The sequence below is a fragment of the Agrobacterium sp. M50-1 genome, assembly GCF_049843495.1.
Taxonomy (GTDB): Bacteria; Pseudomonadota; Alphaproteobacteria; order Rhizobiales; family Rhizobiaceae; genus Agrobacterium; species Agrobacterium radiobacter.
Genome location: NZ_JBBHZH010000016.1, coordinates 1 through 13,042 on the forward strand (window position 1 = coordinate 1; position 13,042 = coordinate 13,042).

The following is a 13,042-nucleotide window of genomic DNA, read 5'->3' on the forward strand; positions in this document are numbered from 1 at the left end:
ACGATCCCTGCGATCCCAACAAAGCCCCTTCGTGGGGCTTTTTGCGTTTCTGGACCTCGGAAATACGATATTCTGTCAAACCGAAATGGCCGGCCAAATCTCCAACCTCTCAATGTCTGAGATCGTGGAAAAGCCAGGCATATGGGTCAAACGGACAGGTCTCTCGAGGCTAAGGACAGTGCCCCGGGTAGAAATCGCCCGGCGATGACCGGGCGCTAATCTATCGTGCGACCCCCGCCGAGAACGCGGATTTGATGAGTGTTTCGGTATATTCCGCCGTCGGCCGGTTGAATATGGCGTCCGTTTCTCCCTCCTCCACAATCCTCCCGTTTCTCATGACAATGACGTAGTCCGAAATGGCTTTGACGACAGAAAGGTCGTGGCTGATGAAGACGTAAGAAAGGCCGTGCGTTTTTTGCAAATCGCGCAGCAGGTCGATAACCTGGCCCTGAACGGATCGGTCCAGCGCAGATGTAGGTTCGTCGAGAATGACGACATCAGGCTTGAGGATGATCGCGCGGGCAATTGCGATACGCTGACGTTGTCCGCCTGAAAACTCGTGAGGGTAACGGTTGCGGGCCGCGGGATCGAGACCGACCTCTTTCAGCGCTTCGATTGCGCGTTTGTCACGCTCCGCCCGGCTGAGTTGCTGCTCATGCACGAACAGACCTTCGGTGATTATTTCTCCGACTGTCTGTCTGGGCGAAAGCGAGCCATAGGGATCCTGGAACACCAGCTGCAGATGCCGTCGCAAAGGCCGCATGGCCTTTCGGTCGAGGCCGCTGATTTCCGTCGCGCCGAAGAAAATGCGGCCATTTGCATGGGCAAGACGCAGAAGCGCGCGACCGAGCGTGGACTTGCCTGATCCCGATTCACCGACGATGCCGATGGTCTGTCCCTGGTGAAGGCTGAGATTGACGTCATCGACGGCCCGGAATTTGCTCGGCTTCGAGAGGAAGCCGCCGGGGATTTTATAATCGACCGTCACGTTCCGGCCGGAGAGAACGATCGGCGCCTCTTTACCAACTGCAGGCTTGTGCCCGCTGGGTTCTGCGTCAAGAAGCATCCGGGTGTAGTCCGCCTGCGGGCGATCGAAGATATCCTCCGTCGTGCCGGATTCGACAATCTCCCCACGACGCATGACGGCGACGCGATCGGCAAAGTGGCGGACAACGCCGAGATCATGCGTGATCAGGACGATGGCCATGCCGAAGCGTTGCTGCAACGACTTCAGAAGGTCGAGGATCTGCGCCTGGATCGTTACGTCGAGCGCCGTGGTCGGTTCATCTGCAATCAGAATGTCCGGTTCGTTCGCGAGAGCCATCGCGATCATGACGCGCTGGCGCTGGCCGCCGGAGAGTTCGTGAGGGTAGCTGTCTATGCGCCGCTCCGGGTCGGGAATTCCCACGAGCTTCAGGAGTTCGAGAACGCGTGCGCGCGCTTGTTTTTTGCTACCCCCCCTGTGGTGGACGATCGGTTCGGCGATTTGCGCGCCGATCCTGTAGAGGGGATCGAGCGAGGTCATCGGCTCCTGGAAAATCATGGTGATTTTCGCGCCCCGGATGTCGTTCAGCTTGCTGACCGGCAGACCGATCAGTTCGCGCCCACGATATTTTGCCGAGCCCTCAATAACGCCGTTGGATGCGAGCAGCCCCATGATGCCCATCATGGTCTGGCTTTTGCCGGAACCGGATTCGCCGACAACGGCGAGCGTTTCCCCCGGTTTGACGTCAAGATCGATGCCTTTGACGGCATTCACCGTGCCATCAGGTGTGGTGAAATCGACCTTGAGATTGCGGACGGTGAGGATGGTTTCAGATGTCTTGGTCATGTCAACGATCCTTGGGATCGAGCGCATCACGCAACCCATCGCCCACGAAATTGAGCGAAAACAGGGTCAGCACGAAGAAGATCGCCGGAAATATCAGGAGCCATGGTGCCGATTGGATGTTGTTTGCACCTTCGGAAATCAGCGCTCCCCAGCTCGTCAAAGGCGCCTGCACGCCAAGACCGAGGAACGAGAGGAAGCTTTCCAGAAGAATGACCTTCGGCACGACAACGGTGACGAAGACGACGACGGGCCCGATCGTATTGGGAATGATGTGGCGGCGGATGATCTGCCAGTCGCTCAAACCCAAGGCTTGGGCAGCACTTACAAATTCCCGTCGTTTCAAGGCGAGCGTCTGGCCGCGCACGATACGCGCCATATCCAGCCATTCCACGGCGCCAATGACAAGGAAGATCAGGATGAAGCTGCGGCCGAAAAAGACCACCAGAACGACCACCAGAAAGACGAAAGGCAGCGAATAGAGGATTTCAACGAAACGCATCATCACATTGTCGACGCGCCCCCCGATATACCCCGCAGTCGCTCCGTAAACGACGCCGATCCCAAGCGAAACGAGACTGGCGAGAACGCCGACGGTGATCGATATCTGCCCACCCAGCATCACGCGGGCCAGCATGTCGCGACCGTTCGAATCCGTACCGAAGAAGAAGTATTCGCGGTTTACGTCGCCTTCCAGCTTCAGCGTCCGGCCCTCGTCTTCGGTGGCGACGACCTTCGTATTTTCAAATTCGTTGGCGCGGTCGAAATAACGTGTCGCGCGCGGGTCGATCGGGCTACTGGAGGTGATGGTTGCCGTGAAGGTCTGCCCCTCCACGGAAAACTCCTTCAGTTCCACGCGCGCCCGGCCGGCGACGCCCTCCATCACACCCTGAAGGTTGTTCACATCCGGGCGTGGCTCGAGGCTCGGCGCCACGGAGACATAGGACGAAAACACCTGATCATAGGTGTGCGTAAGGAAATTCGGACCGATGAACGAGAAAAGCGTAATCAGCACGAGCATGATGGAGCCAGCGATGGCCGCCTTGTTTCGTTTGAAACGCAGGGCTGCCAGCTGGAACAGGCTTCGGCTTTTTACCAACGGTTGAGGGGCAATATTGCCGGAGATATCAGTCATGTCTGACCCTCGGATCGAGCAGGCCGTAGAGAATGTCGACCACGAGATTGAACACGATGACAAAAATGGCGACGAGAACGACGGTTCCCATGACCAGCGTATAGTCACGATTGATGGCGCCAAGAACGAAGTAACGGCCGACGCCGGGGATTGTGAAGATCGTCTCGACGACCGCCGAACCCGTGAGCAGGGCTGCGGCACAGGGCGCGAGATAAGAAACGACCGGCAGCATCGCCGCGCGCATGGCGTGGAACACCACCACGCTGCGCGCTGGAAGACCATAAGCCTTGGCGGTGCGGATATGGTCCATCCGCAGAGCCTCGATCATGGCACCGCGCGTCAGACGCGCGATAACCGCAAGCTGCGGCAAAGCGAGCGCGATCATCGGAAGAATGAGATAGCGCAGTGATCCGTCACCCCAGCTGCCTGCCGGCAGCAGCCCGAGCATGACGGCGAAGATCAGCGTCAGAACAGGTGCGACAACGAAGTTCGGCACGGTGACGCCAACCGTCGAAATCGACATGATCGAGAAATCGAAGGCGCTGTTCTGCTTGAGCGCGGCGAAAGTGCCGGCAAGAACGCCGCCCACCAGTGCCAACAGAAGAGCATAGCTGCCGAGTTCCAGCGAATAGGGCAGTCCCTTTCCGATCAACTGGGCGACGGTGTTGTCCTTGTAGATGTAGCTCGGACCAAAATCACCGGTGACGGCATTGCCGAGATAGATGAGGTACTGGCGCCACAATGGTTCATCCAGATGATAGGTTCTCATCAGGTTTTCCATTGTCTGCGGCGGCAGGGGGCGTTCAAGATTGAACGGACCACCCGGTGCGAAACGCATCAGGAAAAACGAAATCGTGACGACGATAAACAAGGTCGGCACGGCGCTCGCCAAACGGCGCAGAATAAACGAGATCATGGTTTTTCGGGCTCCGGCATGGCACGGTGGTTTCGGCCACCGTGCCAGTGCTGCTTATTCGGAAACGCTCAGGAAGCGGCTGAGGTGTTCGTTGGCAGCATTGTCTTCCCAACCCTTGACGCGGTTGGAAACCAGCCAGAGGTCTGCCTGCGTCAGAAGCGGAGCAACCGGCTGTTCCTTCATGAGGATCGTTTCTGCCTCATGCAGCAGCTTGGAGCGCGCTGCCGGATCCTTTTCGTCATAGGATTTCTTCATCAACGCATCATATTCGGCGTTGTTGAACTTCGCGTAGTTGAAGGTCTTGTTGGAGGATATGGAAAGCGCGAGGAAGTTTTCCGCATCCGCGTAGTCGGCAACCCAGCCAGCACGCGCGACGTTGAATTTGCCGCCTTCCTGCAGGTAGCCATAGTGCGAGGCGACGTCGAGGTTCACCAGCGACACCTTTGCGCCGAAGGTGTTCTTCCACATATCTGCAATAGCGGTGGCAACGCGCTCATGGTTCGGGTTGGTGTTGTAGCGGATTTCGACGGAAAGCGGCTTGCCGCCCTCACCGTAACCGGCTTCCTTCATGAGTTTGAGGGCTTCGTCTTCGCGATCAAGCTGGGACAGCGTCGCAAAGTCGGCCTTGGCTGGCTCGCCGTAGGAAGCCATACCGGGGGGAACCATCGAGTAGGCCGGAACCTGAGAGCCGCTGTAGATTTCCTTGGCGAGGAAGTCGCGGTCCACCGCCATCGACAGGGCTCGGCGGACCCGGACGTCGTTATAGGGCGCTTCGCGGGTGTCGAAGGTGTAGTAATAGGTCGCAAGCGTCGGCGAAACGTGAACCTGCTCACCATAGGCCTTGCGCAGACGGTCGATCTGATCTGCTGAAAAATTGTAGGCGAGGTCCATTTCCTTGGCTTCGAAACGACGAACGGATGCCGCCTGGTCATCCACCGGGTAGAAGATGACCTTATCGATCTTGGTGTTTGCTGCGTCCCAGAAACTGGTGTTCTTGACGACCGTCAGGCTGTCATTCGGGACATGCGCTTCGAGCTTGTATGCACCGTTCGAGACCATGACACCCGGCTTTACGAAGTTCGTGCCGTTCTTTTCGTAGCTCGCCTTTGAGATGGGCAGAGCCGCCTGATGGGCAAGCAGTTCAACGAAGAAGGGTGTCGGGCGCTCGAGCGTGATCTCAAGGGTCTTGTCATCCACCGCCTTCACGCCGAGCTGCTCAACCGGCGTTTCGCCCTTGTTGATCTTTTCGGCGTTCTTGATCGGGTAGAGAATATTCGCGTATTTTGCCGCGGTCTTCGGGTCTTCGACGCGCTGGTAGGAGAAAACAAAATCTCCAGCCGTTACCGGAGTGCCATCCGACCACTTTGCATCCGCACGCAGTTTGAATGTGTAGACTGTGCCATCTTCAGACAGCGTCCAGCTTTCCGCCGTACCGGGAACGATCTTGCCGGCAGCATCGTAAATGGTGAGACCTTCATAGAGGTCTTTCAGGATAAAGGCTTCGATGTTGATTGAGGTCTGTGCCTGATCGAGCGTCTGTGGTTCCCCAGCATTACCACGGTGCAGAACTGTTTCTGCTAGTGCGGAACTGGCGCCGATCAGAAGCGATCCTGCCAGCAGAGTGATGCGAACTTTTGTTGTTATCGACATTGTTTTCTTTCCCCGTGAATATTTTGAGCCCACAAACAAGGCCAAATTGCTTCAAAGCGCAACCACAATAACGCAACCACAATAAATTGTGAGTTCTGGGGAAACCGCGCGTTTCACTTGGGATGACGTCTCCAGCCTCCCGCGCTTGACCCGAGAGTTTCTTGTAGAAAACTTTGGTGGGAACTCATCCGGCGGCAGGCTGTCGCGCAGCGAAAATGCCGGCCTTCGGGGGCCGAACGGTTCGCGCCGCGACCTTGCCGATGCGCTATCCCTTTATCCCGCTCGCCGCGATACTGGAGATGAACAGCCTCTGCAGGCAGAGATAAAAGATCAGCACCGGCAGCGTGATGATGGTGAGATAAGCCATCACCTCACCCCAGGGTGTGTTGAGCTGGAAGAAATATTGCAGCCCCACCATCACCGGCCTGTATGCCTCGGACTGGGTAACGAGAAGCGGCCATAGATATTGCTGGCTGTACATGACGAGAAATTTGAGGATTGCAGCCGTTGCGATGACCGGGCCGCTGAGCGGCATCACCACCTGTGCGTAGATCCGCAGCCAGCCGGCTCCGTCGATGCGCGCCGCCTCCAGCAACTCCTTCGGCAAATCCTTGAAATATTGCACGAAGAGGAAAATCGTCAGCCCGTCCGCTATCCATGGAATGATCTGCACATGCCACGAATTGAGCCATCCCCAGGTAAACCCGTTGCTGCCGATCCATGGCAGATTGTTGACTTCCAGCAGCAGCGGCACGGCAATGGTTTCAAAGGGAATGATGAGGGTGGCGAGAATGACCGAGAAGAGCACATCCTTTCCACGCCAGTTCAAAAAGGTGAAAGCGAAGGCGGCAAGCGAGCCAAGCAGCAGGGCGAGAAAGACGGTGACGCCCGTTACCAGCACCGAGTTGAATATGAAGGTCGCAATCGGCGCCCGGGCAAAAGCCGCGGTGTAGTTTTCGAGCGAAAGGTCTCCCACCGGCAGGAAAGCCCGTATCGAGGTCGCATCACTCAGCAGCTGGTCGTTCGGTTTCAGTGACGAGAAGCCCATGAAGAGCAGGGGCAAAATGAAGATCGCCGCGAAAGCCAGCATGAGCACATAGTTGCCGATGAGAAAAGGAAGGTTTTTGCGTTGTCCGGCCTGCATCATTGCTTCTCCCTAGTCAGGTATCGCTGGGTCAGCGAAATGCACAGGACAAGCAGGAACAGGACGACCGAGATTGCCGAGCCCGCCGCGATATCCTGCTGTCGGTATCCCCTCTCAACCGCCTGATAGACGATGCTTTGCGTCGAATCGCGGGGTCCGCCCTTGGTCATCACATCGATCTGCGCAAAAAGGGCAAAAGCCTGCATGGTAATGACGATGATAATCAGCACGGCCGTGTTGCGCAGCAGCGGCCAGGTTATCATGCTGAATTTCTGCCAGCGGCTCGCGCCTTCGATATCAGCCGCCTCGTAAAGATCCGGAGAGATTGTCTGCAGGCCGGAAAGCCATATGACCATATGGAAACCGACGCCCTGCCAGACTGACATCACCAGAATGGCCCATAGGGCGGTATCGGTTCTGCCCAGCCAGTCGACGGGCTGGAACAGCCCGAAGCTCATGTAACTCAAAAGGCTGTTCAGGAGCCCGTTATCCGCCGCATAGATAAACCGCCAGAGCAGGGCCACCACCACCACCGACAGCACCACAGGCATGAAGTAGATCGCACGGAAAATCGTGACGCCGGGAATTTTCTGGTTCACCAACAGGGCAAGAAACAACGCAAGTGCTGCCTGAACCGGCGCAACGACCGCCACGAAGGAAAGCGTATTGACGAGTGCTGTCAAAAACACAACGTCGCGCGCCAGAATGAAGATCTGGTTCTCGCCCCAGGTGAAGCTCTTATATTCCCGCATCCCTTCCAGATAGGGATAGTCGGGATTGTTGCGGGTGAAATTGCGAATTCGCGGATAGGAGATGGCGCCATCCGCACCCTGCTTGAGGCTCCCATCCGCCTCCCTTTCCGGCTCGAGCGTGAGCACGCCGATACCCAGCAGCCGGGTGTAGTTTTCAACGCCGACAAACTCGGTCGGATTGGGAGATGTCAGCCGCTGGTTGGTGAAGGAAAAACCGAGCCCCAGCAGAAAGGGCGTGATCAGGAACAGCCCGATCAGCACCATGGCCGGTCCAGCCATGAACCAGCCGATGAAACCGTCCCGGGTCAGTTTCCCCTTTGAGGAAAAGAGCGCCATCGATCACATGCCCCTATTTGGGTTGGTAACCGGAATTACGCTCTATGTTGTTGTTTATCTCGTCGGTTGCATTGTCCAGCGTATCGGCCACATCCGCGCCATTGGCAATGTCGGACACGGCCTTGGAAAAGACCGGAGAGATGAAGGCATAAGCTGGCGTCACCGGACGCAATGTTCCCTGACGCTTGGAGAGCTCGAAGAAAACCTCGAGCGGGCCGCCCTGCTTGTAATTCTTCGTCATCTGGGCCGCTGAAGACGTGGCCGGGATCAGGCCGATCGCGTCGGAGAACTGCGCGAGATATTTGTCCTGTATGGCGAATTCGATGAAGGCGGACGCGCCTTCGGGATGTTTGCTGGTGGCCGACACGCCAAACTGCCAGGATCCGGCGCCGATCTTCGGACCGTTCCCGAAATCAGGGGCCGGCAGGAACAGCAGGTCGTCCCCATATTTCTCCAGAGCCTTCACCGCAACCCAGTTGCCCATCCATTGCAGGGCGTGGCGGCCCTCCAGAAATCCGGTTTCATGGTCGGCAGGCGACTGCGATGTTCCGGGTGCGAGCTTCTTCTGGAACAGGGACTGCCACCATTCTCCGAACTTGATGGCACTGTCTCCGTTAAGGACGTTCTCGGCGGTTTGATAATTTTCCTTGTCGATCAAGCTGCCGCCGAAGCTTTCCAGAAACGGGCTGAAGGCGTAGCTGTACCATTCGGTTTTATCGGCCATGCCGAGGTCGATCGCATAGTCGAACTTGCCGCTGGCCGCGAGCTTTTCGAGCGCTGCATTAAATTCTTCGCCGTTCCATGGCTTGTCCAGCGTTGGAATGCGAATGCCATTTTCATCGAGAATGGATTTGCGGGCAAAGACCGCGACGGCTGCATCCCACAGGCCTACTGAATAGAGCTTGTCCCCCCATATTCCCACCGCACCTGGCAGGAAGTTCGCAAGCTTTGCCTCGTCGATCTGCAATGGTTGCAGATAACCGGACCACGCCCAGTTCGGCATGTTCGGCCCGTCGACATCCAGAATGTCAGGCAGCTTGTTGGAGAGCGCAGCGGCGGTGACGGATTCGTTATATGCACTCTGGGGAAATTCCTGAAGCGAGACCCGCCAGTCTGACTGGGACGAATTGAAGTCTTCGATAATGCCCGCCAGGATCTTGCGTTCTTCAACATTGCCGGCACCGTGATACCACATCGTGAGATCGGTTTGCGCGAGTGCGGTAGTGGAAAAAAGCATCGACAGGGCAGTTGCCGCCCCCGCAAAAATGGCTTTTGTGGTCATGGATGGTTCTCCTCCTGAAGAAGGGTAACTTCACCATCTACAGATTGTTCCGCAGAAAATTCGCCTTCCCATGTGCCAAAAACGCGCCAAACAGGAAACGGGCATCGATAAATCCGGCCAGATTTGCTTCTGAACCACTGTGAAACTGGACGGGAGCTGACAGTCCCCGCCCTTGCCGGCACGAAGTTCTCGGTTTCGCACGCGAAATCCTGGGCCCGCTTCTCCACGACCAGAAACATGAATTTCTCTATGAAACCCTGCACAGCTACCTACAGGAAGGCAGATCCGCGACACGGGCGGCGAGTTTCCTGAAGATACATAACAATACCCTGTACCAGCGCCTCGCCAGAATAGAAGCGTTGACCGGCCGGAGCATCTCTAACGCAGATGATTTCACTCTTCTCAGCGTCGCCTGCCAGCTTTATTCAGCCTATTCCGACTGAGCTCTCTCTGCCTGTTCAAGAGCCTCGGGATTCAATCCTGACGGCCCCGTTTCCCCGGCCATGCTGTCAGCGCGACGTCGACCAAGTCCTTCAATCTTGCGGTACACGCGCCATCACAAGCCTGCGCAGACATGCCCTGAATAATGGCGCCATAAAAGCGCGCGAGGGTATCCGTGTTCGTTTGCTCGGGCAGTTCGCCTTCGCTGACGGCGCGGTCGAACCGCGTCTTGAGAATCTGCATTGCCGCCTCGCGCCACGCTGCCGCTGTGCGCGCGACAGAGGCGTTTTCTTCCGAATGCTGGAGAACGGCGGTAGACACGATGCATCCGCGCGGCTTGTCAGGCTGGGTGTCTCCTTCGGCAATGTCGTAGAGATAAGAGGCGAGCGTCTCGTAGGCCGGTATTTTCGCCTGCAGCATTTCGGAACGGCGTTGGCTTTGCTGCGCGATGCTATGATCGAGCGCCAGCCGGAATAATTCTTCCTTTGAGCCGAAGGTCGCATAGAGGGACGGTGGGGTGATGCCCATGGCATGGGTAAGGTCCGCTATCGAAGTTCCCTCATAACCGCGTTCCCAGAACAGCCGGGCTGCGACATCGAGCCCTGCATTCCGATCCAGCAGACGCGGTCTACCGCGTTTTCGTGTTGTTTCAGTCATTATTATATCGATCACTATAAAAATATTGACAGACCATGATTGGCTTTTATTATATCGATCGCTAGTTAAATCGCAACGGAGTGATCCATGTCCCGGAAACTATCCAACAAAGTCGCCCTCATAACGGGCAGTTCACGCGGCATTGGCCGCGCCGCCGCTTTGGCGTTTGCGAAGGAGGGTGCAGGTCTTATCGGCGTCCACTATGGCGCGAATCCCGACGCCGCGCAGGTAACGATCCGCGAGATCGAGGCCCTCGGTTCGAAGGCGGTCGCGCTCAATGCCGATCTGCGGGCAGGGAAAGCAGCGACCGACAGCTTGTGGGAGCAGTTTAAGGAAGCCGCGGTCGCTTTCACCGGCTCGCCATCGCTCGATATTCTCGTCAACAATGCGGGCATTGCCCCGGCGACGCCGCTGAAGGAAACAACGGAGGCCGCGTTCGACGAGTTGATGACGATCAACTTCAAGGCGCCATTCTTCCTTATTCAGGCTGTCGCTGATCATCTCCGCGACAATGGCCGCATCATCAATGTTTCGACCGGTTTCACGCGCATTGCGGCGCCGACGCATCCGGCCTATGCGGCATCCAAGGGTGCGCTTGAGACATTGACGCTGGCGCTTGCCCCGGAATTCGGCCGGCGCGGAATTACCGTCAATTCGGTTCTGCCGGGTGTTACTGAAACCGACATGAACGCCGGATGGCTGGCGGCGCCGGAGGCCCGTGCCGGTGCCGAGGCCCTCTCGGTCTTTTCACGTATCGGTCGCGCCGACGACATTGCGGATGTCATTACCTTCCTTGCCTCGGATGATGCCCGCTGGACGACCGGGCAGATGATCGATGCGACAGGCGGTGCGCGGATCTGATCCCGCGAGCGTAGACTTTGGACGACAGGTGTCGGGTAGTTTCGCTCGACGCCCGAATGAGGAGGTGGGACGGCTGTAGTCCTCCTCCTCGGGCAGGTTCGTATATCCGGGGCCGCGCCGCTGACTTTGTCGGCCTGCCTCATCTGGTGGCCGGCGTTATCCGTGCTTTCGCGCCCACCGCAGGTTCTGGGTTTGCCCGCCATAACCATAGGCATCGCCGTCGACGGCGTGAATCAGGACATAACTCGCCTCGTGCACGGGGCCTACCAGCGCGTTCATCCCGTCATAAACCCGCCGGACCCATTCGGTCGTCTCATCCTTTATGTTGGTGTGCTCGGTAATCGAAACCTCGACATAGAAGCTTCCGATCTTCTGGTCGGTGAGGCTCGATCCGGCAATGATCCAGTCCCCGGGATCGGCACTCTCGACGAGAACCGCGGTGACGGCCGGGTCCTTGTGCAGGATTTCCGCCGTGAGGCGGGATAGCAGCGCTGCGACCTCCAGCTTTGGGTCGCTTCCGTTTTGGGGTTCGGTGTAACGCGCTTTGATCATGGGCATGGTCTTGTCTCCTTGTTGCCGAGACACCTTGCGCAGATTTCTTCATAATGAGAAGATGAGGATAGATATTCCATACATAGTGATTTCATATGATTGATCTTGAGAGCGTTCGCCTGTTCATTTTCTCCGTCGAGCTCGGCAGCCTGACTAAGGCGGCGGAGGCGGCGGGAACCGTGCAACCGGTCGTCAGCCAAAAATTGAAGATGCTGGAGCAGCGTGTCGGCAGGCGGCTGATCGACCGTTCGCCGCGTCATCTGCGGCTCACGGAGGATGGTGAGGTGTTTCTGCCGAAGGCGCGCGAGCTGCTCGCCAAACACGAGGAAGCACTGACCTTCGGTCATGAATCACCGCTCTACTTTAGCCTGGCTGCCAGTGACCATGCGATCGGGGGCCGCCTTTCGACGGCCATAAGAGCGATGCGTGCGGCACTTCCTGCCAATGCGGTGATTGAGGTGAACGTCGGCTTTTCCCGGCACGTGAAGGAAAGTTTCGCGTCCGGACAGGCGGACGCCGTCATTTTCAGGCGAAACGGCGGGGGCTCTGACGGCGAAATCCTGCGCACCGACAAGCTCGGATGGCGGGCCGCTCCAGACTGGCGGCCGCGCTCGAACAGCGCCATTCCGCTGGTGTCGCTGGGAACCGGGTGCGGAGTCAGAGAAATTGCGGTGTCGGAGCTTAGAAGAGCCGGCGTGGATTGGCGCGATGCGTTCACCGCCGGAAGCTGTTCGGCGCTCCATGAAGGAATTCTTGCGGGAGCGGGCGTCGCGCCGCTCGGCGATATTAGCGCCCGCGGCCTGCCCGACAGGGGTGCCGAACTCGGGCTGCCTTCGTTGCCGCCTTCCGATATCGTTCTTCTCTCCCGTGCAAGAACGCCGGCACACGCATCGGCGATCAGGGCGCTGGCCGCAGCCGTATCGGGCACCGGCGATTAGGTGAAGGGGCGGACGTGCTTTAGTTTCCGGCTGCTGTTCGCAGCCCACGGTCAAGTGCGAAGCGCCTTCCTGATATCAAAACCATTCGGGAGGCACGCTTTACGCTATCAATGGGGATCATCCCTTTGTGGATAACGTCAGCCCGCGTTGCTCAAGTCCATGTAAGCGGGTTCAAACTCGTGGCCATCGGGATCGGCGAAGGTGCGAAGATACATGAAACCCAGATCCTGCGGCTCTCGAACATCCGCCTGTCCGCCCGCTTTTGCTGCGGCGTCAACCATGGCATCCACCTCTTCGCGGCTGTCGCGCGAAAGAGCAATCAGCATGCCGTTTGTTTTGTGAGCATCGGCGATCGGTTTGGCGGTGAAGGTCTTGTAATAGTCATGCCGCAGTAGCTGGAACGTAATCGTCTCCGACCACACCATCGAGCTTGCGTCTTCGTTGGAGAACTCCTCGTTCTTCACGCAGCCGATTGCCCCGTAGAAGGCGGTTGAAACAGCCAGGTCTTTGACCGGCAGGTTCAGGAAAATCATTCTGGCCATTGTCTTTC

13 protein-coding genes are annotated in these 13,042 nt (G+C 57.7%); 3 read left to right on the top strand and 10 right to left on the bottom strand.

Translation table 11 applies throughout. The annotated features are described in order from the left end of the window. Positions 1-220: 220 nt before the first annotated feature. From WDZ78_RS23160 to WDZ78_RS23190, 7 genes are all read right to left on the bottom strand, one after another. On the bottom strand, positions 221-1,831 hold the full coding sequence (locus WDZ78_RS23160) for an ABC transporter ATP-binding protein (RefSeq protein WP_425674395.1): 1,611 nt from the start codon (positions 1,829-1,831) through the stop codon (positions 221-223). Position 1,832: 1 nt separating this feature from the next. Then, on the bottom strand, positions 1,833-2,963 hold the full coding sequence (locus tag WDZ78_RS23165) for an ABC transporter permease (RefSeq protein WP_425674396.1): 1,131 nt from the start codon (positions 2,961-2,963) through the stop codon (positions 1,833-1,835). Continuing rightward, positions 2,956-3,879, bottom strand: coding sequence for an oligopeptide ABC transporter permease OppB (gene oppB, locus WDZ78_RS23170; RefSeq protein ID WP_003510218.1), 924 nt, complete (start codon positions 3,877-3,879; stop codon positions 2,956-2,958). The genes WDZ78_RS23165 and oppB overlap by 8 nt, the downstream gene beginning before the upstream one ends. A 54-nt stretch (positions 3,880-3,933) precedes the next feature. After that, positions 3,934-5,529, bottom strand: coding sequence for a peptide ABC transporter substrate-binding protein (locus WDZ78_RS23175; protein ID WP_020008999.1), 1,596 nt, complete (start codon positions 5,527-5,529; stop codon positions 3,934-3,936). Positions 5,530-5,794: 265 nt separating this feature from the next. Then, entirely contained in the window at positions 5,795-6,676 is an 882-nt protein-coding gene (locus WDZ78_RS23180; protein ID WP_020009000.1) for a carbohydrate ABC transporter permease, read from the bottom strand. Continuing rightward, positions 6,673-7,761, bottom strand: coding sequence for a carbohydrate ABC transporter permease (locus WDZ78_RS23185; RefSeq protein WP_425674398.1), 1,089 nt, complete (start codon positions 7,759-7,761; stop codon positions 6,673-6,675). Before WDZ78_RS23185 ends, WDZ78_RS23180 begins: the two co-directional genes overlap by 4 nt. Before the next feature lie 13 nt (positions 7,762-7,774). Then, a complete protein-coding gene (locus tag WDZ78_RS23190; protein ID WP_425674399.1) occupies positions 7,775-9,043 on the bottom strand; it encodes a sugar ABC transporter substrate-binding protein in 1,269 nt (422 codons plus the stop codon). A 257-nt stretch (positions 9,044-9,300) separates the two neighbouring features. Between WDZ78_RS23190 and WDZ78_RS23195 the strand changes: the two genes are divergently transcribed. Beyond that, on the top strand, positions 9,301-9,486 hold the full coding sequence (locus WDZ78_RS23195; RefSeq protein WP_371258458.1) for a helix-turn-helix domain-containing protein: 186 nt from the start codon (positions 9,301-9,303) through the stop codon (positions 9,484-9,486). A gap of 31 nt (positions 9,487-9,517) precedes the next feature. On the opposite strand, the gene WDZ78_RS23200 is transcribed toward WDZ78_RS23195, so the two are convergent. Continuing rightward, positions 9,518-10,141 (bottom strand): TetR/AcrR family transcriptional regulator, encoded by a 624-nt coding sequence (locus tag WDZ78_RS23200; protein ID WP_425674401.1) that lies wholly within the window; start codon positions 10,139-10,141, stop codon positions 9,518-9,520. 87 nt (positions 10,142-10,228) lie between these two features. Between WDZ78_RS23200 and WDZ78_RS23205 the strand changes: the two genes are divergently transcribed. Further along, positions 10,229-11,002, top strand: coding sequence for an SDR family NAD(P)-dependent oxidoreductase (locus tag WDZ78_RS23205; RefSeq protein WP_425674402.1), 774 nt, complete (start codon positions 10,229-10,231; stop codon positions 11,000-11,002). A 156-nt stretch (positions 11,003-11,158) separates the two neighbouring features. On the opposite strand, the gene WDZ78_RS23210 is transcribed toward WDZ78_RS23205, so the two are convergent. Continuing rightward, complete coding sequence (locus tag WDZ78_RS23210; RefSeq protein ID WP_425674403.1) at positions 11,159-11,560, bottom strand: tautomerase family protein; 402 nt, start codon at positions 11,558-11,560, stop codon at positions 11,159-11,161. A gap of 89 nt (positions 11,561-11,649) precedes the next feature. Between WDZ78_RS23210 and WDZ78_RS23215 the strand changes: the two genes are divergently transcribed. Further along, positions 11,650-12,492, top strand: a complete 843-nt coding sequence (locus tag WDZ78_RS23215) for a LysR family transcriptional regulator (RefSeq protein ID WP_425674404.1) — start codon at positions 11,650-11,652, stop codon at positions 12,490-12,492. A gap of 137 nt (positions 12,493-12,629) precedes the next feature. Here WDZ78_RS23215 and WDZ78_RS23220 read toward each other — a convergent pair whose 3' ends face one another. Further along, complete coding sequence (locus WDZ78_RS23220; protein ID WP_026363363.1) at positions 12,630-13,034, bottom strand: VOC family protein; 405 nt, start codon at positions 13,032-13,034, stop codon at positions 12,630-12,632. Positions 13,035-13,042 lie beyond the last annotated feature (8 nt).